The sequence below is a fragment of the Streptomyces sp. NPDC006384 genome (assembly GCF_042870695.1).
In the GTDB taxonomy this organism is placed as follows: domain Bacteria; phylum Actinomycetota; class Actinomycetes; order Streptomycetales; family Streptomycetaceae; genus Streptomyces.
In genome coordinates this window covers 92,903-116,813 of sequence record NZ_JBIAHR010000018.1, presented here as the reverse complement: position 1 = coordinate 116,813, position 23,911 = coordinate 92,903, and the positions used below count along the sequence as shown (strand labels likewise).

Here is a 23,911-nt window from a genome sequence, read left to right as displayed (position 1 = left end):
ACCCGTGAATGATCTTGAATGGTCGGCTCTGCCCGCAAAAGTGCCTGCCGGACGATCTCATGATGGTCGAGATGACCGACCGGTGACCGATTGAGATCGGTCACGTCCGTGCCCGGCAACCAAGGGACCGGGTGGTGCGTCTTTCCTTCGCACACCCGCCGGAAGCGGAGCACAAGCCGCGCCGGCGGACCAAGGGGAACCACAGGAAGACGACAGCCCGGACCGCACACCGCGGCACTACAGTGGGCCGGAACAGCCAGCAAGCAAAAGGGAGCGCATGACGTGCGGCCGGTAGGCAGCAAGTACCTCCTCGAGGAGCCCCTCGGCCGCGGAGCCACGGGCACGGTCTGGCGTGCCCGTCAGCGGGAGACCGCGGGCGCCGAGGCCGCCGTGGCCGGTCAGCCCGGCGAGACCGTCGCGATCAAGGTCCTCAAGGAGGAGCTGGCGAGCGACCCCGACATCGTGATGCGCTTCCTGCGGGAGCGCTCCGTCCTGCTGAGGCTGACCCACCCCAACATCGTCCGGGTCCGTGACCTGGTCGTCGAGGGCGAGCTGCTCGCGCTGGTCATGGACCTCGTCGACGGCCCCGACCTGCACCGCCACCTGCGTGAGAACGGACCGTTCACCCCGGTCGCCGCCGCCCTGCTCACCGCGCAGATCGCCGACGCCCTCGCCGCCAGCCACGCCGACGGCGTCGTCCACCGCGACCTGAAGCCGGCCAACGTCCTGCTGAAGCAGACCGGCGACGAGATGCACCCGATGCTCACCGACTTCGGCATCGCCCGTCTCGCCGACTCACCCGGCCTCACCCGCACCCACGAGTTCGTCGGCACGCCCGCCTACGTGGCGCCGGAGTCCGCCGAGGGCCGCCCGCAGACCTCCGCCGTCGACATCTACGGCGCCGGCATCCTGCTGTACGAGCTGGTCACCGGACGTCCGCCGTTCGGCGGCGGCACCGCTCTGGAGGTGCTGCACCAGCACCTGAGCGCCGAGCCGCGCCGCCCCTCCACCGTCCCCGACCCGCTGTGGACGGTCATAGAGCGCTGCCTGCGCAAGAACCCCGACGAGCGCCCCAGCGCCGAGAACCTCGCCCGCGGCCTGCGCGTCGTCGCCGAGGGCATCGGCGTGCACGCGAACAGCGCGCAGATCGGCGCCGCCGAGAACGTCGGCGCCCTCCTCGCCCCCGACCCGGCCCCCGCGCAGGTGCCCGGCGTCCCCGGCGCGGCCGACCCGACTCAGGTCCTGCCGCACCACGCGCAGAACCAGCAGAACCCGGACGGCGCCACCAGCGTCCTGCCGCACACCGGCGGCCCCGCCGGAGCCGCCGACCCCACCGCCGTACTCCCCAGCAGCGGAGCGGCCGACCCGACCGCCGTCCTGCCACCGGTGCCCCCGGGGCAGCCGGGCGGACAGGGCGGTCAGTCCGGCTCGCCGGAGGACCCGCACCCCTGGCAGAACCAGCTGCGCGCCGCCCGCGACCGCAACGAGCAGACACAGGTGCAGTACCTCGACCCGAACGAGGACCCGCTGCGCCGCCGCCCCCAGCGGCAGGTCGCCCGCCCGCAGCAGCCGCACCGCCAGCAGCCGAGCCCCCAGCAGTACCGGCAGCCCCAGCAGCCGCCGCAGGGGTACGGCTACCCGCAGCAGCCGCAGCGCTACGTCACTCCCCAGCCCCAGCAGCCGCCCCAGCCCCCGCCGCAGCGGTACGCCCCGCCGCCCGCGCCCGAGCCGCAGCCGCCCCGGCGCGAGCCCCGGCCGCCGCGGCAGCGCAGCGCCAACCCGATGCGCATCCCCGGCCTGGGCTGCCTCAAGGGCTGCCTGGTCACCCTCGTCGTCCTGTTCGTGGCCGGCTGGCTGATCTGGGAGCTGAGTCCGCTGCAGGACTGGATCGGCACCGGCAAGGGCTACTGGGACCAGCTCACCGACTGGGTCGGCACCGCGTCCGACTGGATCGGGGACCTGGGCGGTTCGGGCTCGGGCTCGGGCGGCAACTGAGCCTCGTACGGGCCGCGCGCCACCGAGTCCGGGGATTTGTCGACAACCGGAGGGTGATTTCCGCCTCCGCTGCGAAGGCCGCCTCCGCGGACGCGTAGCTTTGTGCCCAACACGCGTCGGTAGGAGCAGTCTTGGCACGGAAGATCGGCAGCCGGTACACCGCCCACCAGATCCTCGGACGGGGCAGCGCCGGCACGGTGTGGCTGGGCGAGGGGCCCGAGGGCCCCGTCGCGATCAAGCTGCTGCGCGAGGACCTGGCGTCCGACCAGGAACTCGTCTCGCGCTTCGTGCAGGAGCGCACCGCCCTGCTCGGCCTGGAGCACCCGCACGTCGTCTCCGTGCGCGACCTGGTGGTCGACGGCAACGACCTCGCCCTCGTCATGGACCTGGTCCGCGGCACGGACCTGCGCACCCGCCTCGACCGGGAACGGCGCCTGGCGCCCGCGGCCGCCGTGGCCGTCGTCGCCGACGTCGCCGACGGCCTGGCCGCCGCGCACGCCGCCGGCGTCGTGCACCGCGACGTCAAGCCGGAGAACGTGCTGCTGGACATGGAGGGCCCGCTCGGCCCCGGCGGCGCGCACCCGGCCCTGCTGACGGACTTCGGTGTGGCCAAGCTCATCGACACCCCGCGCCGCACCCGCGCCACGAAGATCATCGGTACGCCCGACTACCTCGCCCCCGAGATCGTCGAGGGCCTGCCGCCCCGCGCCTCGGTCGACATCTACGCCCTGGCCACCGTCCTGTACGAGCTGCTCGCCGGCTTCACGCCGTTCGGCGGCGGCCACCCCGGCGCGGTCCTGCGCCGCCACGTCACCGAGACCGTCGTCCCCCTCCCCGGCATCCCGGACGAGCTGTGGCAGCTGCTCGTGCAGTGCCTGGCCAAGGCGCCGGCCTCCCGGCTGCGCGCCTCCGAGCTGGGTGCCCGGCTGCGCGAGCTGCTGCCGATGCTGGCCGGGATGCCCCCGCTGGACGTGGACGAGCCCGGCGCCGGCCAGGACGAGGACGCGCCCGAGGAGAACCCGGCCTCGCCCGCGCCCGCCGGGGAGGCGGTCCGGCGCCGGGGCGCGGTGCCGCTGGTGCCGGGCGCGAAGCCGGCCGACTCCAACCGGGACACGCACACCTCCATGCGCGTACCGGCCCCGGACGAGCTGGCCGGCGGCGCCCGCGGCACCGCCCGTGCCCCGCGCGCGTCCGGCGCCCCGCGCCCCGGCTCCGCCCGCAACCGCGCCGCCGCCCGCCGCCGCCGGCTCGCCCTCGGCGCCGGCACCGTCGCCCTGCTCGCCGCGGTCGGCGTCGGCACCTGGCTGGCCACGGACGGTGACGAGGGCGGCACGGGCCCCCAGGACACCCGGAACTCGGCACCGGCCTCCCCGTGAGGCCGTCCGGCGAGGACCGGGCGGCGGAGCCGTTACGCTGGATGCGTGGCAGTCGTCGATGTATCCGAAGAGCTGAAGTCCCTCTCCTCGACCATGGAGTCGATCGAGGCCGTCCTGGACCTCGACAAGCTGAGGGCAGACATCGCCGTGCTCGAGGAGCAGGCGGCAGCGCCCTCCCTCTGGGACGACCCGGAGGCGGCGCAGAAGATCACCAGCAAGCTCTCGCACCTCCAGGCCGAGGTGCGCAAGGCCGAGACCCTGCGCGGCCGGATCGACGATCTCGCCGTGCTCTTCGAGATGGCCGAGGAGGAGGACGACCCCGACACCCGCGCGGAGGCCGAGTCCGAGCTCACGGCCGTGAAGAAGGCGCTGGACGAGATGGAGGTCCGCACCCTTCTCTCGGGCGAGTACGACGCGCGCGAGGCGCTCGTCAACATCCGCGCCGAGGCCGGTGGTGTGGACGCCGCCGACTTCGCCGAGAAGCTCCAGCGCATGTACCTGCGCTGGGCCGAGCAGCGCGGCTACAAGACCGAGGTCTACGAGACGTCGTACGCGGAGGAGGCCGGCATCAAGTCGACGACCTTCGCCGTGCAGGCGCCGTACGCCTACGGCACGCTCTCCGTCGAGCAGGGCACCCACCGCCTGGTGCGCATCTCGCCCTTCGACAACCAGGGCCGCCGCCAGACCTCCTTCGCGGGCGTCGAGGTGCTGCCCGTGGTCGAGCAGACCGACCACATCGAGATCGACGAGTCCGAGCTGCGGGTGGACGTGTACCGGTCCTCCGGTCCCGGCGGCCAGGGCGTCAACACCACCGACTCGGCGGTGCGCCTCACCCACATCCCCACCGGCATCGTCGTCTCCTGCCAGAACGAGCGCTCGCAGATCCAGAACAAGGCGACCGCGATGAACGTCCTGCAGGCCAAGCTGCTGGAGCGGCGCCGTCAGGAGGAGCAGGCCAAGATGGACGCCCTCAAGGGCGACGGCGGCAACTCCTGGGGCAACCAGATGCGTTCGTACGTGCTGCACCCCTACCAGATGGTCAAGGACCTGCGCACGGAGCACGAAGTGGGCAACCCCGAGGCCGTGTTCAACGGCGAGATCGACGGTTTCCTCGAGGCCGGTATTCGCTGGCGCAAGCAGCGGGAGAAGTGACGCGAAGCGGCCAGGCCGCTTTGTCGACAAGGCAACTGCCGCCTCACAGGCGGCGGTTGCCTTTTCTTCGTCGGCGATGTCCGGGTTTCACCTCACACTCACACCCTTTGTGTCCGGCATACGTCCCTTACCCGGACATCGCGTGCGCAACGGCCTTGACGTTGCTTTGAACATTAGGAAGGGTGAGGCGCGGCATGCGTATTTCTGGGGCGCATGTGAACCGGGGGGTCTCAGCGCAACTGGCTACCTCCGTCGATCACGGCCCCTCACGCGGCCCTCACTGACTGTTTCGGCTACTGGGGGTAGCAACTACATGACGAAGAAGACGCGCATCCGTGTCGCGCGCATAGCGGCCGGCGCCGTGATCGCGGCCGGTGCCTCCCTGACCGCCGCGGGTGCGGCTTCGGCGCTCGACCTCGGCGTGAGCGCGGGTGTCGGTGGTGACGGCGTCAGCCTCGACCTGAACGCCAAGGCCGGCGAGGACGAGGCCGACCCGTGCGACATCGGCACCGGTCCGGACTGCGAGCCCACGGACCCGACGGAGCCCACCGAGCCGACGGAGCCCACCGAGCCGACCGAGCCGACCGAGCCCACGAACCCCACCGAGCCCACCGAGCCGACGAACCCCACCGAGCCCACGAGCCCGACCGACCCGGGTAACGGAGGCGGTAACGGCAACAACGGCGGCGGCAACGGCGGCGGCAACACCGGCGGCACGGGTGGTACCGGCGGCAACGGTGGCGCCACGGGTGGCGACGACGGCGCCACCGGCGGCACGGGTGGTACCGGCGGCAACGGTGGTGCCACCGGCGGCAACGGCGGTTCCACCGGCGGCGCCGGCGCCGGCACCACCCCCGACGGCAACGTCACCCAGAACCAGGGCACCTCGGCCCTGACCGACACCGGTGAGGCGGCGGCCCCGGCCGCCGACACCTCGGCGCAGGGCGGCGGCGAGGAGCTCGCCGAGACCGGTGCCGCGGAGACCACGTTCCTGGTGATCGGCGCCGCCACGATGATCGCCGGCGGCATCGGCTTCCGTGTCCTGCCGCGCATGATGGCCGGCCGCGGCGCCGCCGCCTGACGGCAGCGGTGACCGGCCGCGTACGCGCGGCGCACACGAAAGCACACGGGAAGGGCCCGGAGCGGAATCCGCTCCGGGCCCTTCCCGTGTCTGTCGTCGACGCGCAGCCGCCCCGGGCGCCTCCAGGCGCCCCTGCCGGGCCCCGCGCGGGTCAGACGGTCTGCTGGGCCAGCAGCGCCACCGCGGCGACCAGCACCGCCAGCACCGCGATCAGCGCCATCGGATTCAGCCCCGCGAAGGGGCTCTGCTGCAGCCGCTCCCGGTTGGCCCGGCACACCGGGCACCGGCCCTCGCTCACGGGCGCCGCGCAGTTCGCGCACACCAGCCGGTCGTACGTCATGCGCTCGCCCTCCTTGCCGCCGGTTCTCCGGGAACAACGCCCACACCGGCGTGAACGTTCCCCTTCCACTGTGCCAGGTTCCGCGGTGCCCTGCGCGCGCTCCCGGCAGGCCGCGGAAGGCCGTGATCCGCACCACGCCCGGACAGGTCGGGAACAAAACGCGCAACTGTCACACAACCCCGACCGGTGACTGCGGCGCGCTCCCCGCTTCGCGTATGGTCACGCTCATCTACCCCCGGCGACCCGTGGTGCATCCGTGATCCGATTCGACAACGTCTCCAAGGTCTACCCCAAACAGAACCACCCAGCCCTCAGGGACGTCTCCCTGGAGATCGAGAAGGGCGAGTTCGTCTTCCTCGTGGGATCCTCCGGCTCCGGAAAGTCCACCTTCCTGCGGCTGATCCTCCGCGAGGAGCGGTGCAGCCACGGGCAGGTGCACGTTCTGGGCAAGGACCTCGCCCGCCTGTCCAACTGGAAGGTGCCGCAGATGCGCCGCCAGCTGGGGACGGTGTTCCAGGACTTCCGCCTCCTGCCGAACAAGACGGTCGCCGAGAACGTCGCCTTCGCGCAGGAGGTCATCGGCAAGTCCCGCGGCGAGATCCGCAAGTCCGTGCCGCAGGTGCTCGATCTCGTCGGGCTCGGCGGCAAGGAGGACCGCAGGCCGGGCGAGCTGTCCGGCGGTGAGCAGCAGCGCGTCGCCATCGCGCGGGCCTTCGTCAACCGGCCCAAGCTGCTGATCGCCGACGAGCCCACCGGCAACCTCGACCCGCAGACCTCCGTCGGCATCATGAAGCTGCTCGACCGCATCAACCGGACGGGCACCACCGTGATCATGGCCACGCACGACCAGAACATCGTGGACCAGATGCGCAAGCGCGTCATCGAGCTGGAGAAGGGCCGCCTCGTCCGCGACCAGGCGCGCGGCGTCTACGGCTACCAGCACTGAGACCGCAGACCGCACCGGCTTCCACGGAAAGGCCCAACCACACGCCATGCGCGCCCAGTTCGTGCTCTCGGAGATCGGTGTCGGTCTCCGCCGCAACCTGACCATGACCTTCGCGGTCATCGTCTCCGTCGCCCTGTCCCTGGCCCTGTTCGGCGGCACGCTGCTGATGAGCGACCAGGTCGACACCATGAAGGGCTACTGGTACGACAAGGTCAACGTCACGGTCTACCTCTGCAACAAGAGCGACGCGAAGAGCGACGCCGCCTGCGGCAAAGGCGCGGTGACCGAGGACCAGAAGAAGCAGATCCTCGCCGACCTCGAAGAGATGAACGTCGTCGAGAAGGTGACGTACGAGTCGCAGGACGAGGCGTACAAGCACTACAAGGAGCAGTTCGGCGACTCGCCGCTGGCCAGCTCGCTCACGCCGGACCAGATGCAGGAGTCGTACCGCGTCAAGCTGAAGGACCCGGAGAAGTACCAGGTCATCGCGACCGCCTTCGACGGCCGTGACGGTGTGCAGTCCGTGGCCGACCAGCGCGGCACCCTGGACAACCTCTTCCAGCTCCTCGAGGGCATGAAGTGGGCCGCGCGCGCGGTGATGGCGCTGATGCTGGTCGTCGCGCTGATGCTGATCGTCAACACGGTGCGCGTCTCGGCGTTCAGCCGCCGGCGCGAGACCGGCATCATGCGGCTGGTCGGCGCCTCGGGCTTCTACATCCAGGCGCCGTTCATCATGGAGGCGGCGGTCGCCGGCCTCATCGGAGGCACGGTCGCCTGCGGATTCCTGATCACCGCGCGGTACTTCATCATCGACCACGGGCTCGCCCTGGCGGACAAGCTGTCCCTGATCAACTTCATCGGCTGGGACGCCCTGCTGACGAAGCTTCCGCTCATCCTGGCCACCAGTCTGCTGATGCCCGCGCTGGCCGCGTTCTTCGCGTTGCGCAAGTACCTGAAGGTGTGACACACGCCAAGAGGGCCGAACGGTCGAGCGACCGTTCGGCCCTCTCGCGTTGTCCTAGACTCACCGGCATGTCAGGTCGTGCCCTGTTCTGTCAGCCCCGTCGCGCACGCCACGGGGCCGCCCTGACCTTGGTGTTCACGGGTGTGCTCGTCACCGGGGCGGCCACCGGCCTCCTGCCGGGGGACGGCCGGAAGTCCGCCCCCGCCGGGCGCCACGAGGCCGTGGCCCGCGCGGCGGCCGAGGCGCTGGCCGACGGCAAGTCACCGGTGGAGGCCGCCGAACGGGCCGTCAGCCGCAGCGGCGACCGCTGGGGCGCCGTCTACTCCCGCGGCGAGTACGAGGAGTTGGCGCAGGCCCTGGACGGCCGGTACACCGGCGTCGGCCTCTCCGCGCGCCGCGAGCACGACGGCCGCATCGAGGTGACGCGGGTGCGCTCCGGCTCGCCCGCCGCCGAGGCCGGGATCCGCGAGGGCGACCGGCTGCGCAGCGTCGACGGGGAGAAGGTCGACGGCCGTCCGGTCACCGAGGTCGTCGCGATACTGCGCGGCGACGCGGAGCGGGAGCCAGCCGGCACCACCGTCCGGCTCGGCCTGGAGCGCGGCACGCGCGTGTGGACCGAGACCGTGCGCCGGGCCACGCTCTCCACCGACCCCGTCACCGTCCGCACACTCGCCGGCGGCGTCACCGTCGTGAAGGTCACCTCCTTCAGCAAGGGCGCCGGCGCCCAGGTGCGCGCCGCCGTGGACCGCGTGCCGTCCGGCGGCGGGATCGTCCTCGACCTGCGCGGCAACTCCGGCGGGCTGGTCGCCGAGGCCGTCACCGCCGCCTCCGCCTTCCTCGACGGCGGTCTCGTCGCCACGTACGACGTGGACGGCGAGCAGCACGCCCTGCACGCCGAGCCCGGCGGCGACACCGCAAGGCCCCTGGTCGCGCTCGTGGACGGCGGCACGATGAGCGCGGCAGAGCTCCTCACCGGGGCCCTGCAGGACCGCGGACGGGCGGTCGTCCTGGGCGCGCGCACCTTCGGCAAGGGCTCGGTGCAGATGCCGAGCAGGCTCCCCGGCGGCTCGGTCGCCGAACTCACCGTCGGGCACTACCGCACCCCCCTGGGCCGCGGTGTCGACGGCACGGGCATCACTCCCGACCTGGAGACCGGCCCGACGGACCCGGACGCGCTGGAGCGGGCCCGGGCCGTGCTCGGCGGACTGGGCCGGCAGGACGTCGCCGCCACCGTCCCGCGCCCGGCCCCGCCCGCGTAAAACGGTTGCCCGCGGACCCCCTCCGTAGTGCCAAAATGGGCGGCACTATGGCTAAGGAAAAAGGGCGCAAGCTGATCGCGCAGAACAAGAAGGCGCGGCACGACTACCAGATCCTCGACACCTACGAGGCCGGCCTGGTCCTCACCGGGACCGAGGTGAAGTCACTGCGTCAGGGGCGGGCCTCGCTGGTCGACGGCTTCGTGCAGCTGGACGGGCACGAGGCCTGGCTGCACAACGTGCACGTGCCGGAGTACAGCCAGGGCACCTGGACCAACCACTCCGCCCGCCGCAAGCGGAAGCTGCTGCTGCACCGCGTGGAGATCGACAAGCTGGAGTCGAAGTCCCAGGAGACCGGGCACACGATCGTGCCCCTCGCGCTGTACTTCAAGGACGGCCGTGCCAAGGTCGAGATCGCGCTGGCGCGCGGCAAGAAGGAGTACGACAAGCGGCAGACCCTGCGCGAGAAGCAGGACCGGCGCGAGGCCGAGCGGACGATCTCCGCGATCCGCCGCAAGCAGCGGGCCTGACACCGGGAATAGGCTGGCACGGGTGCGTGTTGGTCACGTAGGATGGCACCTGCACCTCGCAGCGGGTGCGTGCCCCCTCGGGGGTCTTGAAAAAACAACATGGGGATGATCGGTTTCGACAGCGGCTGTCGAAACAGGGGAAGCGTGTCGAGGAAGCGGCCATGATCTCGTAAACCACAGGCCGAAAAAAATAATCGCCAACTCCAAGCGCGATTCCTCCCAGCAGGCCTTCGCCCTCGCTGCCTGATCTCAGGTAGCGAAGCGAGCCTCCTACTAAAGGGAGTGTCAGCCCGGGGCTGTTCCCGACCCGGATCCTGGCATCAGCTAGGGGACTAAACCTCGATCCCGGTCACGGGGTGAAGAGGGAAACCAAACAGTGACTGAGCCCGTCGGAGACTTGTCCGCGTGATCTCCGGGGCCGAGAAAATCGAAGCGGACTGCACACGGAGAAGCCCTGTTTCCGCACCGTTGGACGCGGGTTCGATTCCCGCCATCTCCACGAGGTCGAGGGCGACATGTGCTCGCGTGAAGCGCGGGCCGTGTCGCCCTCGTCGTTTTTGCGCGGCTCCGCCGCGCGAGGCGGGGGCTTCGCCACCCGCACCCCCTTCTCGGACCCTCCGGGGCACCGGCATCGGACCGGCGCCCCGGAGGGTTTCTACGTTCCCGGAGTCCGCCGGGAAACCGGCAGCAGGGTGAGCAGCAGGGCCGCTGCCGCCGCCGTGACCGGCACCCCGTAGCCCGCCGTCGGCGACATGTGCTCCGCCGTCCAGCCGCCGACCGCGCTGCCGCAGGCGATCCCGCCGAGCAGACCGGTCACCGCGAGCGTCATGCCCTCGTTCAGCCGTCCCTCCGGCGTGCGGCGCTGGACCAGCGTCATCGTCGTCACCATCGTCGGGGCCGTCGCCATCCCGGCGGCCAGCAGCGTCAGCGCCAGCAGCGTCAGCGAGCCGGTGAGGGACGCCGCGAGCAGGGGCAGCGTCAGCAGGGCCGCCATCGCGGCCACGCACCACGGCAGCCGGCGCTCGGCCGGCCCGGCCGGCCTCAGCGCGCCGTACAGCAGGCCCGCCGCGCAGGAACCGGCCGCCTGGAGCGCCAGCACGACCCCCGCGGCCGAACGGTGCCCCTGTGCGTCCGCGAACGCGATCGTGACCACCTCCATCGCGCCGAACACCCCGCCCGTCGCCAGGCACACCGCCAGCAGCGGCGGGATGCCGGGCGCGCGGAGCGGCGCCCTCGCGGCCGGACGGGGCCGGGCCGGCGGCTCCGTCGCGCGCTGCGCGGTGAACAGCAGCATGCCGAGGACCAGCAGCGCCACCCCGACCAGCGTGCCCGCCTCGGGGAACAGCGCCGTGCACAGGAACGCCGCGAGGACCGGACCGAGCATGAAGCACAGCTCGTCGGTGGCCTGCTCGAAGGAGTTCGCCGTGTGCAGGGCGTCCGCGTCGCCCTTCAGCAGGTGGGACCAGCGGGCCCGGGCCATGCCGCCGGTGTTCGGCGTCGTCGCCGTGGCGGCGTACGCGGCGAACAGGGTCCAGTCGGGGGCGTCCCGGCGCACGCACAGCACCAGGGCGAGCGAGCCGAGCGCCGCGACCAGCGTCGCCGGGACCGCCACCCGGGCCTGCCCGTGCCGGTCCACCAGCCGCGCCGTCCACGGCGCCACCAGCGCGGTCGCCGCGAGCCCCGTCGCGGTGACCGCGCCGGCGAGGGCGTACGAACCGCGCGTACCGGCGATCATCACGACCGCGCTGACGCTGAACATGCCCATCGGCAGCCGGGCGAGGAGATTCCCGGCCGTGAAGGCGCGGGCCCCGGGCACGGACAGCAGACGCCGGTACGGGCCCGGCGGCCTGCGCGGCCCGCGCGGGGTGGACGGGATGCGTGGACGGAAGTCGGCGGCGACGAGGGCGTCGGCGGTGACGGTGAGCACGGGCGCCTGCGGACGGGACCCGTCGGAAGTCGGCTGCGGCATGCGGCCACCGTCGCCCGCGGCCGGTCACGGGGTCCAACACCTGCTCCTCACGCATTCACGCACCCCTGTTGTAGATTCGCCGGATGCCCGCACCCGCCCACCTCGACCCCCGCCTCCTGCGCGCCTTCGTCACCGTCGCCGAGGAGCTGCACTTCACCCGCGCCGCGGCCCGCCTGTACGTCGCCCAGCAGGCGCTCAGCCGCGACGTGCGGCGTCTGGAACGCGAGCTGGGCGTCGAGCTGTTCGTCCGCACCACCCGGCAGGTGACGCCGACCGCCGACGGCGAGCGGCTGCTGCCGTACGCCCGCCGCGTGCTCCAGGCGCAGGAGGACCTCCTCGCCGCCGCCGGGCGGGCCCGCCCGCTGCTCGTGGACCTCAACTCGCCGGGACTCACCACCGGCCGCCTCGTCCTGGAACGGGCCCGGTCGCTCGTGCCCGAGCTGGAGCTGATGGCCCGCTACGAGAGCGGACTCACCGGTGCCGCCGCCGAGCTGCTCGCGGGCCGCATCGACGCCTCGTTCGGCCGGTACGCGGGCCTCCCGCCGGCGCTGCGGGCGGGACTCGCCCAGCAGCCGGTCCGCTACGAGCCCATGGCGGTCGTCCTCCCCGACGACCACCCCCTCGCCCCGCTGCCCGAGGTGCCCCTCGCCGCGCTGGCGGGCGAGACCCTGTACGCCGGGGCCGGCAACCCGCGGACCCCCGAGTGGACCGACCTCGGACATCACCTGTTCGAGGGGCACGGCATCCGTATGGCACCACCCCTTCCGCTGGCCGTCGGGGACGAGGAGTTCCGGCGGATCATGGACAAGACGCGTCATCCGATCCTCGCCGTGGTGAGCTTTCCGGCCATGGGCTCGACCGTCGTGCGTCCGCTCGTCGATCCCGTCCCCCTGTCGCCGGTCTCCCTCGTCTGGAGAAAGGGGCTGGTGCATCCCGCTTTCGACGCGCTGCGCGAGGCCGCGTCCCAGGTCGCGGCCGAGGAGGGCTGGCTCCACCGGCCGCCCGGTGGATGGATTCCGGCCAGTGACGCGGCTGTGATGTCCGACCATTAACCGGGGCTCGGCAACAAGCGGTCCTCCGCGTGCGCTACATTCTTGGCCTGAGCACGGTGTGATACAGGGGGCGCTCGAACCTGGTGGGGGCCGGTTCGGCCGACGGGTGCTCGGAGTCGTGCGCGCACCCGAACCTGTCCCTCGGGGGGAAGTGCGTGCTGTGAAGAATTGGCAGAAAGACGCCCAACTGGAGTCGCCCGATGCCGCGTCCGGCGCCGCTCGTGATCTCGTGATGCCCGAACAGCGACAGGGCGACACCCGTCCCGCGTCCACGGCCGGTGCCGGTGCCCGGTCGGGCACCGAGGTGCCCACGGCCCCCGTGGACGCCGTGGAGGCGGAGATACCGACCCAGGTCAGCCGGTCGTCGGCCGCGGACGCGGCCGGGACCGAGGTGCTGCGCCCCCGCGGCGGCACCGACCGGACCGACCTCTTCGCCCCCCGGCCGCGCAAGGACCGAATAGCCGGCGACGGCACGGCACCGCGCCGGGCCGCCCGGGACGGCGCCCCGGGTCCGGCGGACGCGCCGGGCGGGGACGCCGACCCCACCGCGGTCCTTCCGACGGCGCCCGCGGCGTTCGCGTCGCGTGGGGACGCCGACCCCACCGCGGTCCTTCCGACGGCGGCGCCCGCGGCACCCGGCACGGGTCCGGGCCGTACCGCCCCCGGCCTCGCGGACGCGCCGGGCGGGGACGCCGACCCCACCGCGGTCCTCCCGACGGTGCCCGCGGCGCGTGAGGACGCCGACCGCACCGAAGTCCTTCCCCCGACGGCGCCCGAGGCGCTCCGCAAGGACCCGGCCCGGATCCTCCCCGAGCCGGGCCCCGCCACCGCCGTCCTGCGCGACCCCTGGCAGGGGACACCCGGCGCACTGGACGCCGGCCCGGACGGCCCCCGCCCGGCCGGCGGTTCCGCCCACACCCACGATCCGCACGAGGTGACGGTCCAGCTCGACGCCGTACAGATCGGCGACGGTGTGATCCGCCGGGCCGGGGCCGGCCCCGTGAAGCCCGCCGCCTCCGACAGCTCCGACGGGCCGGTGTTCGTCGACGCGTCGGGCCGCCGCAGCCGCCGTTTCCGCCGTATCGGCATCGCCGTCGGCGGGGTCTGCGCGATCTACGCCGTCGTCATCGTCGGCACGCTCCTGTCCGGCAACTCCGACGCGCCCTGGCTGCCCGTGCCCGGCCAGGAGCAGGGCAAGCCGGCCGGCCAGGTCGAGACCACCCCCCGGCCCACGCAGTCCACGCAGCCCTCCGCCACCGGCGGCGCCGTCCCGAGCACCAGCCCCTCGGCCGGCGCGGGCCTGACGGCGGACCCCGGCGCCGGCGTACCCGTGCCCGGCACCTCGGACACCGCCGAGCAGCCGGGCGCCAGCACTCGTCCCCGGTCCTCCGCCACCGCGACCGCCCCCGATCCGGGCGGTGCCGGCGACGGCGACGCGACCGCCCCGGACCCGTCGGTGACCATCCCGCAGCCGCCCGCCGGCACCCCGGACCCGTCGACCCCGCCGGACAGCGGCGAGGCCACGACCGGCCCGACCACGCCCTCCGACGACGGCACCGTCACCACCGGCCCGGGCGACGGGGCACCGTCGTGAGCGGCGCGAGCGACACCTCCCCCCTGGCCGGCGGAACCGCGGCCACACCCGCCGTCGACACCGCGTCGGCCGACACCCCCACGTCCCTTTCCCTGTCCCCGGAGTACTCCCTCTGATGGCCTCCCGAACCCGCCGTCGAGGCGCCGCACGCGGCGCCGGTGACGGCGCCCGGCGCCGCCGCCTGCCCTTGCGCCTGCTGCTGCCGCTGCTCGTCCTCGTCGCCCTGGCGGCGATGCTCATGCTGCGCGGATACGTGCACAGCGAGATCCTCGCCGACCACCGCGTCCAGCCGCCCGCCGCCACCGACCAGGTGCCCGAGGAGATCCTCGAGGGCGGCCCGGTCATCGACGCCCGCGGCGGGCGCACCGAGGGCCTGAGCGTGCCCGACCACCGCCTGGTCCTCACCTTCGACGACGGCCCGGACCCCACCTGGACGCCGAGGGTGCTGGACGTGCTGAAGAAGCACGACGCGCACGCCGTCTTCTTCGTCACCGGCACCATGGCCTCCCGCTACCCGGACCTCGTCGAGCGCATGGTCGACGAGGGCCACGAGGTCGGCCTGCACACCTTCAACCACCCCGACCTCTCCTACCAGTCCAAGAAGCGGATCGACTGGGAGCTGTCGCAGAACCAGCTGGCGATCACCGGCGCGGCCGGCGTCCGCACCTCGCTCTTCCGCCCGCCGTACTCCTCCTACGCCGCCGCCATGGACAACAAGTCCTGGCCCGTCACCGAGTACATCGGCTCCCGCGGCTACCTCACCGTCGTCAACAACACCGACAGCGAGGACTGGAAGAAGCCCGGCGTCGACGAGATCATCCGCCGCGCCACCCCGAAGGACGGCAAGGGCGCCATCGTCCTGATGCACGACTCCGGCGGCGACCGCAGCCAGACCGTGCAGGCCCTGGACAGGTTCCTGCCCGACCTGAAGAAGAAGGGCTACGAGTTCGACAACCTCACCGAGGCCCTGGACGCGCCCAGCGCCATGACCCCGGTGACCGGCGTCGACCTGTGGAAGGGCAAGGCCTGGGTCTGGCTGGTCCAGGCCTCGGAGAAGATCACCGGCGGCCTGGTGGCGGGCCTGGCGGTCATCGGCACGCTGGTCATCGGCCGCTTCGTGCTGATGCTGCTGCTCTCGGGCATGCACGCCCGCCGGGTGCGCCGCAAGGACTTCCGCTGGGGTCCGCCCGTCACCGAGCCGGTGACGGTGCTGGTGCCGGCGTACAACGAGGCCAAGTGCATCGAGAACACCGTCCGTTCGCTGGTGGCGAGCGACCATCCGGTCGAGATCATCGTCGTCGACGACGGCTCCACCGACGGCACGGCCCGGATCGTCGAGGCGATGGGGCTGCCGGGTGTCCGGGTGATCCGCCAGCTCAACGCGGGCAAGCCGGCCGCGCTCAACCGCGGCCTGGCGAACGCCAGTCACGACATCGTCGTCATGATGGACGGCGACACGGTCTTCGAACCGTCCACCGTCCGCGAACTCGTCCAGCCCTTCGGCGACCCGAAGGTCGGCGCCGTCGCGGGCAACGCGAAGGTCGGCAACAGGGACAGCCTCATCGGCGCCTGGCAGCACATCGAGTACGTGATGGGCTTCAACCTGGACCGCCGCATGTACGACGTCCTGCGCTGCATGCCGACCATCCCGGGCGCCGTGGGTGCCTTCCGGCGCTCGGCGCTGGCGCCCATCGGCGGCATGAGCGACGACACCCTCGCCGAGGACACCGACGTCACCATGGCCCTGCACCGCGCGGGCTGGCGCGTCGTCTACGCCGAGAACGCCCGCGCCTGGACCGAGGCCCCGGAGACCGTCCAGCAGCTGTGGTCCCAGCGCTACCGCTGGTCCTACGGCACCATGCAGGCCATCTGGAAGCACCGCCGCGCGGTGATCGAGAAGGGCCCCTCGGGCCGCTTCGGCCGCGTCGGCCTGCCCTTCGTCTCCCTGTTCATGGTCCTGGCGCCGCTGCTGGCCCCGCTGATCGACATCTTCCTGCTCTACGGCATCGTGTTCGGGCCGACGCAGAAGACCATCGTGGCGTGGCTGGGCGTGATGCTCCTGCAGGCGGTGTGCGCGGCGTACGCCTTCCGCCTCGACCGCGAACGCATGACCCACCTGATCTCGCTGCCCCTGCAGCAGATCCTCTACCGCCAGCTCATGTACGTCGTGCTGCTGCAGTCCTGGATCACCGCGCTCACCGGCGGCCGTCTGCGCTGGCAGAAGCTGCGCCGCACCGGTGTCGTCGAGGCCCCCGGCGGGGTCCCGGGCCAGCGTGCGGGCAGCGGCAATGATCGGAGGCCCGTGGCATGACCCACGGATACACGACCGGTACGGGTCCGGACCCGGCCGGCCGGCACGGCACGCCGTACGGGGAGGACCCGTACGGCACCCGGCAGGCGGCGGAGGGACGAGGGACCCCGCCCGGGACGGACCCGTACGGGACCCGCTCCTGGGACCCGTTCGCAAAACCGCCCAGGGACCCGTCCGGCACCCCGCGGGCGGAGGACGTGGACGCGTTCCCCGGGGCGCCCTACGCCGTCCCCCGGCAGCGCACCACGGAGCCCGCGCCGCCCGCACACGTGACGGCGCCCGTGCCGGCACCGGTGGCGGCGCCCGTGGAGACCGCGCCCGCAGCGGAGCCCGCGCCCGCCGCCGGCCCGGCGGCCCCGAAGAAGCCGGGCCGCGACCGCTACCTCGACCTGCTGCGTTCCATCGCCCTGGTCCGCGTCGTGGTCTACCACCTCTTCGGCTGGGCCTGGCTGACCGTCCTGTTCCCGTCGATGGGCGTGATGTTCGCGCTGGCCGGATCGCTGATGGCGCGGTCGCTGAAGCGCCCGGCGATGAGCGTGATCCGCAGCCGCGTCCGCCGGCTCCTGCCGCCCATGTGGGCGTTCGGCGCGGTCGTGCTGGCGATGCTGTTCATGAGCGGCTGGAACCCGGCCGAGGACCCCGACCACGGCGACACCTGGGGTCTGCTCTCGCTGTTCAACTACCTCGTCCCGATCGGCGCCCCGCCCTACCCGTGGCACATCGGCTCCCCGTCGGGGCTGCTGGACGACACCTGGGCGGTGCAGGCCGCCGGGCCCCTGTGGTACCTGCGTGCCTACCTGTGGTTCGTCCTCGCGTCCCCGCTGCTGCTGTGGGCGTTCCGCCGGGCCCCCTGGCCGACGCTGCTGGCCCCGCTGGGGCTGACGGCGATCGTCGGCACGGGCCTGGTGAAGATCCCCGGCGAGACGGGCAACGCGGTCACCGACTTCGCGGTGTACGGCGGCTGCTGGGTCCTCGGCTTCGCCCACCACGAGGGCCTGCTGAAGAAGATCCCGCGCTACATCACCGTCTCCGGTGCCTCCCTGGTGATGGCCTTCGGCCTGTGGTGGGCCTCGGGCCACCTGGGCGCCGACGGCTGGGACCTCAACGACATCCCGCTGGCCCAGGCCACCTGGTCCTTCGGCTTCGTCGTGATCCTGCTGCAGTACTCCCCGTCCTGGCAGGAGCTGCCGGGGCGGCTGGCCAAGTGGGACCGGCTGGTGACCCTGTCCAACAACCGGGCGGTCACCATCTACCTGTGGCACAACATGCTGATCATGCTGACGATCCCGATCGTCGACCTGCTCTACAGGATCCCGTTCCTGCAGAACGAGCGCGGCGTGAACGCCATCTCCGACGCGTACACGCTCTGGATGTTCGCCGTCGTCTGGCCGCTGATCGGCCTCATGGTCCTCGCCGTCGGCTGGGTCGAGGACCTCGCCGCGAAGCGCAGGCCACGCCTGTGGCCGAACGGCACGAAGCCCTCCGCCGGCAGGCGCACCACCGGCAGGCGCACCGGCACCGGCGCGGCACACCGGGGCTGACGAACGGATTCCGCGGGCCGCCTTCCTCACGTACCGGCGTACGGGAGGAAGGCGGCCCGCGGTGTTTCCGCCGGGCGAAGTCAGCGCAGAAGAAGCAGCACGGCCAGCGCGACGAGCAGCGAGTCGATCCGGTCCAGCAGACCGCCGGAGCCGGGCAGCCAGCGACCGGCGTCCTTGGCCCGTGCCCCTCGCTTGACCATGGACTCGAGGAGGTCACCGGCCGGACCGCCGACCGCCACCGCGACCGCCGTCGGCCAGCTCAGCGCGGACAGCACCGCGAGTACGCCGAGACCGGCCGCGGCCCCGGCCAGGGTTCCGCTCCACCGCTTGGCCGGTGACAGGGGCGACAGCCGTGGCCCGCCGAGCCCCCGGCCCGCGAAGTACGCGGCGATGTCGGCGACCGAGACCGCCGCGAACAGCGCGAGCGCCTCCGCCCCGAGCGGCACCAGGGCGGCCGTCACACTCAACCAGGCCAGCCCGAGCAGGCCGGCGCTCAACCGGTGCAGGCCGTGGTCGGCGTCGCCGGCCAGGAGCGGCACCGCGGCCACCGCGAGCGCGCCGGCCGCGAGCACCCGGAGCACCTGTCCGGGGGCCAGCCAGGCGGCCAGCACCACACCTGTCACCGCCGTGGCCAGCACGATCCGGTCCCACCGGCCCAGCAGCATCAGCCCGCCGAACTCCATGACCGCGATCACCCCGACGACGACGGCGAGGGCCGCGGCTCCCGGGCGGCCCCACCAGAACGCGCCGGTGACGAGCGGCACTCCGACCGCCCAGGCACACCACCGGACCATCAGCTCACGTCGCCGGGACGCCGCCACCGCGATGCCGCTCAGCGCCAACGCCCCACCGAGGCAGGGCGCCAGGGACGCCACGGTGATCACCGGGCGGATCCGGCGACAGGCGTGTCCGCGGGCATCGGAACGAGCGGGGCCCGACCGGGCCGCAGCTCGTGCAGGGCGGCCCGGCACGCGGCCACGATGCGGGCGTTCTCGTCGGTGTCCTTGACCGCGATGCGTACGGTGCGCCCCCGGTACTCCGACGACAGCGGAGACAGGTCGCGCAGGTAGACGTCGTGCCGACGGCACGCGTTCACCAACTGCGCGGCGTACGGCCCGCCGGCGGGCAGGGTCAGGGTGAGGAAGTTCGCCACGGACTCCTCGACCTCCACGGCCTCGTGCAGCGCGGCCAGACCGGCGGCCAGCTGCCGGCGCAGCGCATGGGTACGGCGCCAGCAGCCGCTGTAGTACGCCGGGTCGCGCAGGGCCGCCACCGCGGCCAGTTGCGCCGGGAGACTCACCGGCCAGGGCGGCGTCCACCGGCGCAGATGCGCCGCGGTGGCCGGCTCGGCCACGAGGTACGCGGCCCGCACACCGGAGAGCGCGTACATCTTGGACAGCGAGCTGCAGACCACCACCCGCGGGTCCGTCGCGGCGAGGCCGGCGAGCGACTCGCTCAGGCCGACGTAGCCCAGGTAGGCCTCGTCGATCCACCAGCGGGTCCGGCCCGGCGCGGCGGCGATCAGCGAGCGCAGCTCCGCGGCCGGCGCGTGACGTCCGGTCGGGTTGTTCGGGTTGACCACCACCACGAGGTCGTAGCGACCGGTCCCGACGGCAGCGGACAGCCGGTCCGGATCGATCCGCCAGCCGTCTTCGCGCCGCAGCCGGAACCGGTCCACCCGGCATCCGATCACCTTCTCCGTGACATGGGCGTACTCGCCGTAGCCCGGGTCCGTCAGAAGCACCCTGCTCCCCGGGGTCAGCCACCGGCCGAACGCCCTGAAGATCAGGTCGGACGAGCCGGCGCCGACCGCGAGCGTCTCCACCGGCAGCGCCCGGGCGGCGGCGATCTCCGCCAGCAGTCCCCCGGCGTCGGCCGGCGGTGAGGTCCGGGCGGCCCAGGCCGGGTCCTCCGCGAGTGCCGCCCGCACCCCGGGGGCCGGCGGGAACCAGGCGTCCAGCACGTCGGCCGCGACGATCCGACGGCGGCGGTGCAGGCTGCGGAAGTCCGTGCCGATGGCGGTGAACGAGGCGCCACCGTGCTCACAGCCGTCCGGGCGGGGCGCGAACGCCATGTCCAGCCGCCAGTCCACGCCGGACCGCAGACGCTCCCACGCGGTGCGGTGGCGGCTCATCACGGTCCTCGTCAGCTCGGTCACGCTGCCGGTCAGCACCTCGAACGTCAGCGCACCACTGTGAACGGTCCGTCCGACCCGGCGCAGCCCGACGTTCGTGTACATGTCCAGCAGCTCGGTGCGGCCCATCGCCACGATCCGGCGACCGCCCCGGGCGGCGATCCAGCGCAGCGCCGCGTACATCAGCAGAGGTGCCGCCGCGGTAGTCCGCCAGCGAGGCTCGACGGTGAGGATCCGGACCTCGAACAGATCGTCCTCGGCCAGCAGCGGCAGCTCGTCCCGGGTCAGGTACTTGTCCAGCGCGTACCGCCCCAGCCAGGGCGGAGTCAGGCCGACGAAGCCGATGCGGGCCGTTCCCCGCGCCGCGACCAGGTAGACGTTGTCGCCGTCCAGCCCGTCGCGGAGCCGGCCGGACGGATCCGGTGCGTGCTGGCCCAGCTCCCGGGCGTACACCCGGTGGCGCAGTTCGTGGATCCACTCCACGTCCTCCGGTGTGGCGACGCGCAGCTCCAGGGCACGGCTCATGAGCACCTCTCTTCATGCGGGACGGTGCTCCATCGTGGAAGACCCCGTCCGACCGTGCCAGGGGCGACCGACGCAGCCGCTCTGAGTACGGGTACTCAGCTTGTCGTTCAACCCGGCCCGGGCGTGATCGTCGGCGATGGGCCTCCGTCCTCGCCGGGGGCGGGCTTCACGGTGCCGGGCGGAGTGGCGTCAGGTCCGTTCCTACGGGATCACCACGCTGGGCGGAGTGCTCTTCGGCGCGTGGGCCTGACGGCCGGGGCCGGTGTCCTCTCATCCCGCTCTCCCGCGAGGTGAGAGCAACGTTCCCCGGTGGTCACGGAGAGCCCCACCGGGCCGAAACGCGGCCCGCCTAGCTTCGGCGCGACCGAGCCCCGGAGCGTGTGGAGGCGTCATGACTGTCCCTGGCGGTGGCCGCTGGATCCGGCACTGGGATCCCGAGGACGAGACCTTCTGGAAGGAGACGGGGGAGCGGATCGCCCGGCGGAACCTGTTCTTCTCCGTCCTCTCCGAGCACATCGGGTTCTCGGTGTGGACGCTGTGGTCCGTGCTGGTGCTCTTCATGGGGCCCGAGTACGGGCTGACGCCGGCCGACAAGTTCCTGCTGACGTCCGTGGTGACCCTGGTGGGGGCGGTGGTGCGGGTGCCGTACACCTTCGCCGTCGCGGTCTTCGGCGGGCGGAACTGGACGGTCGTCTCCGCCGGGCTGCTGCTGGTGCCGACGGTGGCCGCCTTCGCGGTGATGGAGCCGGGGACGTCCTTCTCGACGTTCCTCCTGGTCGGCATGGTGGCCGGCATCGGCGGCGGCAACTTCGCCTCCTCCATGACCAACATCAACGCCTTCTTCCCGCTGCGGGAGAAGGGCTGGGCGCTCGGCCTCAACGCCGGGGGCGGGAACATCGGCGTGCCGGTCATCCAGCTCACGGCGCTCGCGATCATCGGGGCGGGCGGCGGGCCGCGGGTACTGCTCGGCGTCTACATCCCGCTGATCCTGGTGGCCGCCGTCCTCGCCGCCCGCCACATGGACAACCTCGCCTCCGTGAAGAACGACACCGGGGCCGTCAGGGACGCCGCCCGGGACGCCCACACCTGGATCATGGCGGCGCTGTACATCGGCACGTTCGGGTCCTTCATCGGCTACAGCTTCGCCTTCGGGCAGGTGCTGCAGACCCAGTTCGGGCGGACCCCGCTGCAGGCGGCGTACCTGACCTTCATCGGGCCGCTGCTCGGCTCCCTCGTCCGGCCGCTGGGCGGCAGGCTCGCCGACCGGTACGGCGGCGCGCGGATCACCCTGGGGAACTTCGTCGCCATGGCCGCCGCCACCGGCGCGCTCGTCGCGGCGAGCACGGCGAAGTCGCTCCCGCTGTTCGTCGCCGTGTTCGTGGTGCTGTTCGTGCTCAGCGGGCTCGGCAACGGGTCGGCGTTCAAGATGATCCCCGGGATCTTCCAGAACAAGGCGCTCGCCCAGGGGCTGACGGGGGAGGACGCCGTGGCGTACGGGCGGCGGCTCTCCGGCGCCTCCATGGGGCTGATCGGCGCCGTCGGCGCGCTCGGCGGCGTCGCCGTCAACCTCGCCTTCCGGCAGTCCTTCCTCTCCGTCGGCTCCGGCACCGGCGCCTTCCTCGCCTTCCTCGCCTACTACGCCGTCTGCCTCGCCGTCACCTGGGCGGTGTACCTCCGCCGCCCCGCCGTACGCGTGCCGGACGGCCCGGCGGGCACGGCGGAGGCGGCGGACCCGGCGGAGGACAAGGGCGGGTCCGGTTACGCCCGGGTGTGACGTAACACTGGTGACACGCGGAGGAACCGAGCCCGTCACGCGCCGTTGGCAGGCTCGGCCGCCGTGCAGGCGCAACGACGACCGGGACGATCGGGACGAGAGTGATGGACGACGAACAGCAGCACCCCGAACACGGCCCCCTCGCCGGCTTCACCGTGGGCGTGACCGCCGCCCGCCGGGCCGACGAACTGGGCACGCTGCTCCGGCGGCGCGGTGCCGCCGTCCTGCACGCCCCGGCGCTCAGGATCGTGCCGCTCGCCGACGACAGCGAACTGCTGGCCGCGACCGAGCAGCTCATCGGCCGGGCGCCGGACGTCGTCGTGGCCACCACCGCCATCGGTTTCCGGGGTTGGATCGAGGCCGCCGACGGCTGGGGACTCGGCGACGCCCTGCTGAAGCGGCTGGGCACGGTGGAGCTGCTCGCCCGGGGCCCCAAGGTGAAGGGCGCGGTGCGGGCCGCCGGGCTGACGGAACGGTGGTCGCCGTCGTCCGAGTCGATGGCCGAGGTGCTGGACCGGCTCCTGACGGAGGGCGTCGACGGCCGCCGGGTCGCCGTACAGCTGCACGGCGAGCCGCTGCCGGGCTTCGTCGAGGCGCTGCGGGAGGCCGGCGCGGAGGTCGTGGGTGTGCCCGTCTACCGGTGGCTGCCGCCGGAGGACCTCGGGCCCGTCGACCGGCTGCTGGACGCCGCCGTCGCGCGGGGCGTGGACGCCGTGACGTTCACCAGCGCGCCCGCCGCCGTGTCCTTCCTGGGCCGCGCCGAGGAGCGCGGCCTGCTGCCCGGGCTGCTCGACGCCCTCGGCCACGACGTGCTGCCCGCCTGCGTCGGCCCGGTGACCGCGGTGCCGCTCCAGGCGCACGGCGTCGACACGGTGCAGCCCGAACGCTTCCGCCTCGGCCCGCTCGTGCAGGTGCTGTGCCAGGAACTCCCCGTCCGGGCGCGGGTGTTGCCGGTCGCCGGGCACCGGGTGGAGATCCGCGGGCACGCGGTGCTGGTCGACGGGGAGCTCAGGACCGTACCGCCCGCCGGCATGGCCCTGCTGCGGGCGCTGTCCCGGCGGCCGGGCTGGGTCGTGTCCCGCGCCGACCTGCTGCGGGCGCTGCCCGGCACCGGGCGCGACGAGCACGCCGTGGAGACGGCGATGGCCCGGCTGCGCACCGCCCTCGGGACGCCGAAGCTGATCCAGACGGTGGTGAAGCGCGGCTACCGGCTGGCCCTGGACCCGGCCACGGACGCGAAGTACGCGGACGACTGACCACCGGCCCGGGGGCGTGCGCCGCGATGCGGTCGGCGGGAGGGGTTCCGGGCGGGGGAGCGGGCGGGCACTGTAGAGGGAGCGGCCCGTCCGCTCCCCTTCCCGCCCCTTCGCC

At 73.1% G+C, this 23,911-nt stretch carries 18 protein-coding genes and 1 other RNA gene; 15 read left to right on the top strand and 4 right to left on the bottom strand.

Annotated elements, in window-relative coordinates; all coding sequences use genetic code 11:
• Positions 1-282 precede the first annotated feature (282 nt).
• The 4 genes from ACFYOJ_RS24215 (at position 283) to ACFYOJ_RS24200 (ending at position 5,604) form a co-directional block, all read left to right on the top strand.
• Positions 283-1,995, top strand: a complete 1,713-nt coding sequence (locus ACFYOJ_RS24215) for a serine/threonine-protein kinase (RefSeq protein ID WP_356556933.1) — start codon at positions 283-285, stop codon at positions 1,993-1,995.
• Positions 1,996-2,126: 131 nt separating this feature from the next.
• Positions 2,127-3,371 (top strand): serine/threonine-protein kinase, encoded by a 1,245-nt coding sequence (locus tag ACFYOJ_RS24210; protein WP_356556934.1) that lies wholly within the window; start codon positions 2,127-2,129, stop codon positions 3,369-3,371.
• A 45-nt stretch (positions 3,372-3,416) separates the two neighbouring features.
• A complete protein-coding gene (gene prfB / locus ACFYOJ_RS24205) occupies positions 3,417-4,523 on the top strand; it encodes a peptide chain release factor 2 (RefSeq protein WP_356556935.1) in 1,107 nt (368 codons plus the stop codon).
• Positions 4,524-4,836: 313 nt separating this feature from the next.
• A complete protein-coding gene (locus tag ACFYOJ_RS24200) occupies positions 4,837-5,604 on the top strand; it encodes a hypothetical protein (protein ID WP_356556936.1) in 768 nt (255 codons plus the stop codon).
• Positions 5,605-5,755: 151 nt separating this feature from the next.
• Here ACFYOJ_RS24200 and ACFYOJ_RS24195 read toward each other — a convergent pair whose 3' ends face one another.
• Complete coding sequence (locus ACFYOJ_RS24195) at positions 5,756-5,944, bottom strand: hypothetical protein (protein WP_356556937.1); 189 nt, start codon at positions 5,942-5,944, stop codon at positions 5,756-5,758.
• 256 nt (positions 5,945-6,200) lie between these two features.
• On the opposite strand from ACFYOJ_RS24195, the gene ftsE reads away from it, so the two are divergent.
• The 5 genes from ftsE (at position 6,201) to ssrA (ending at position 10,142) form a co-directional block, all read left to right on the top strand.
• Positions 6,201-6,890, top strand: a complete 690-nt coding sequence (ftsE, locus tag ACFYOJ_RS24190; RefSeq protein WP_356556938.1) for a cell division ATP-binding protein FtsE — start codon at positions 6,201-6,203, stop codon at positions 6,888-6,890.
• A 46-nt stretch (positions 6,891-6,936) separates the two neighbouring features.
• Positions 6,937-7,854, top strand: a complete 918-nt coding sequence (ftsX, locus tag ACFYOJ_RS24185; RefSeq protein WP_356556939.1) for a permease-like cell division protein FtsX — start codon at positions 6,937-6,939, stop codon at positions 7,852-7,854.
• Positions 7,855-7,922: 68 nt separating this feature from the next.
• The gene (locus ACFYOJ_RS24180) at positions 7,923-9,113 is read left to right on the top strand and encodes a S41 family peptidase (RefSeq protein WP_356556940.1); all 1,191 of its coding nucleotides are present in this window, start codon (positions 7,923-7,925) and stop codon (positions 9,111-9,113) included.
• Between the two features lie 47 nt (positions 9,114-9,160).
• Positions 9,161-9,640 (top strand): SsrA-binding protein SmpB, encoded by a 480-nt coding sequence (gene smpB / locus ACFYOJ_RS24175; protein WP_189231037.1) that lies wholly within the window; start codon positions 9,161-9,163, stop codon positions 9,638-9,640.
• Between the two features lie 101 nt (positions 9,641-9,741).
• Positions 9,742-10,142: a transfer-messenger RNA gene (gene ssrA / locus ACFYOJ_RS24170) on the top strand.
• 153 nt (positions 10,143-10,295) lie between these two features.
• Here ssrA and ACFYOJ_RS24165 read toward each other — a convergent pair.
• Positions 10,296-11,609 (bottom strand): MFS transporter, encoded by a 1,314-nt coding sequence (locus ACFYOJ_RS24165; RefSeq protein ID WP_356556941.1) that lies wholly within the window; start codon positions 11,607-11,609, stop codon positions 10,296-10,298.
• Positions 11,610-11,692: 83 nt separating this feature from the next.
• Here ACFYOJ_RS24165 and ACFYOJ_RS24160 point away from each other — a divergent pair, with 83 nt between their 5' ends.
• The 4 genes from ACFYOJ_RS24160 to ACFYOJ_RS24145 all read left to right on the top strand — a co-directional run bounded on the left by ACFYOJ_RS24160 (position 11,693) and on the right by ACFYOJ_RS24145 (position 18,107).
• Positions 11,693-12,661, top strand: coding sequence for a LysR family transcriptional regulator (locus ACFYOJ_RS24160; protein WP_356556942.1), 969 nt, complete (start codon positions 11,693-11,695; stop codon positions 12,659-12,661).
• Positions 12,662-12,893: 232 nt separating this feature from the next.
• Positions 12,894-14,255 (top strand): hypothetical protein, encoded by a 1,362-nt coding sequence (locus tag ACFYOJ_RS24155; RefSeq protein WP_356556943.1) that lies wholly within the window; start codon positions 12,894-12,896, stop codon positions 14,253-14,255.
• 115 nt (positions 14,256-14,370) lie between these two features.
• Complete coding sequence (locus tag ACFYOJ_RS24150; RefSeq protein WP_356556944.1) at positions 14,371-16,566, top strand: glycosyltransferase; 2,196 nt, start codon at positions 14,371-14,373, stop codon at positions 16,564-16,566.
• Positions 16,563-18,107 (top strand): acyltransferase, encoded by a 1,545-nt coding sequence (locus ACFYOJ_RS24145; RefSeq protein ID WP_356556945.1) that lies wholly within the window; start codon positions 16,563-16,565, stop codon positions 18,105-18,107. Before ACFYOJ_RS24150 ends, ACFYOJ_RS24145 begins: the two co-directional genes overlap by 4 nt.
• An 80-nt stretch (positions 18,108-18,187) precedes the next feature.
• Here ACFYOJ_RS24145 and ACFYOJ_RS24140 read toward each other — a convergent pair whose 3' ends face one another.
• Complete coding sequence (locus ACFYOJ_RS24140) at positions 18,188-18,991, bottom strand: phosphatidate cytidylyltransferase (protein ID WP_356556946.1); 804 nt, start codon at positions 18,989-18,991, stop codon at positions 18,188-18,190.
• Positions 18,988-20,766, bottom strand: a complete 1,779-nt coding sequence (locus ACFYOJ_RS24135) for a histidinol-phosphate transaminase (protein ID WP_356556947.1) — start codon at positions 20,764-20,766, stop codon at positions 18,988-18,990. The genes ACFYOJ_RS24140 and ACFYOJ_RS24135 overlap by 4 nt, the downstream gene beginning before the upstream one ends.
• A 391-nt stretch (positions 20,767-21,157) precedes the next feature.
• Between ACFYOJ_RS24135 and ACFYOJ_RS24130 the strand changes: the two genes are divergently transcribed.
• Complete coding sequence (locus ACFYOJ_RS24130; protein WP_356556948.1) at positions 21,158-22,540, top strand: nitrate/nitrite transporter; 1,383 nt, start codon at positions 21,158-21,160, stop codon at positions 22,538-22,540.
• A 104-nt stretch (positions 22,541-22,644) separates the two neighbouring features.
• Positions 22,645-23,796 (top strand): uroporphyrinogen-III synthase, encoded by a 1,152-nt coding sequence (locus ACFYOJ_RS24125; RefSeq protein WP_356556949.1) that lies wholly within the window; start codon positions 22,645-22,647, stop codon positions 23,794-23,796.
• Positions 23,797-23,911 lie beyond the last annotated feature (115 nt).

Excerpts from the sequence above, each read along its gene's own strand:
- ACFYOJ_RS24200 (WP_356556936.1), top strand. The coding sequence starts at position 4,837 with ATGACGAAGAAGACGCGCATCCGTGTCGCGCGCATAGCGGCCGGCGCC.
- ACFYOJ_RS24195 (WP_356556937.1), bottom strand. The coding sequence starts at position 5,944 with ATGACGTACGACCGGCTGGTGTGCGCGAACTGCGCGGCGCCCGTGAGC.
- ftsX (WP_356556939.1), top strand. The coding sequence starts at position 6,937 with ATGCGCGCCCAGTTCGTGCTCTCGGAGATCGGTGTCGGTCTCCGCCGC.
- ACFYOJ_RS24180 (WP_356556940.1), top strand. The coding sequence starts at position 7,923 with ATGTCAGGTCGTGCCCTGTTCTGTCAGCCCCGTCGCGCACGCCACGGG.
- smpB (WP_189231037.1), top strand. The coding sequence starts at position 9,161 with ATGGCTAAGGAAAAAGGGCGCAAGCTGATCGCGCAGAACAAGAAGGCG.
- ACFYOJ_RS24165 (WP_356556941.1), bottom strand. The coding sequence starts at position 11,609 with ATGCCGCAGCCGACTTCCGACGGGTCCCGTCCGCAGGCGCCCGTGCTC.
- ACFYOJ_RS24160 (WP_356556942.1), top strand. The coding sequence starts at position 11,693 with ATGCCCGCACCCGCCCACCTCGACCCCCGCCTCCTGCGCGCCTTCGTC.
- ACFYOJ_RS24155 (WP_356556943.1), top strand. The coding sequence starts at position 12,894 with ATGCCCGAACAGCGACAGGGCGACACCCGTCCCGCGTCCACGGCCGGT.
- ACFYOJ_RS24150 (WP_356556944.1), top strand. The coding sequence starts at position 14,371 with ATGGCCTCCCGAACCCGCCGTCGAGGCGCCGCACGCGGCGCCGGTGAC.
- ACFYOJ_RS24145 (WP_356556945.1), top strand. The coding sequence starts at position 16,563 with ATGACCCACGGATACACGACCGGTACGGGTCCGGACCCGGCCGGCCGG.
- ACFYOJ_RS24135 (WP_356556947.1), bottom strand. The coding sequence starts at position 20,766 with ATGAGCCGTGCCCTGGAGCTGCGCGTCGCCACACCGGAGGACGTGGAG.
- ACFYOJ_RS24130 (WP_356556948.1), top strand. The coding sequence starts at position 21,158 with ATGACTGTCCCTGGCGGTGGCCGCTGGATCCGGCACTGGGATCCCGAG.
- ACFYOJ_RS24125 (WP_356556949.1), top strand. The coding sequence starts at position 22,645 with ATGGACGACGAACAGCAGCACCCCGAACACGGCCCCCTCGCCGGCTTC.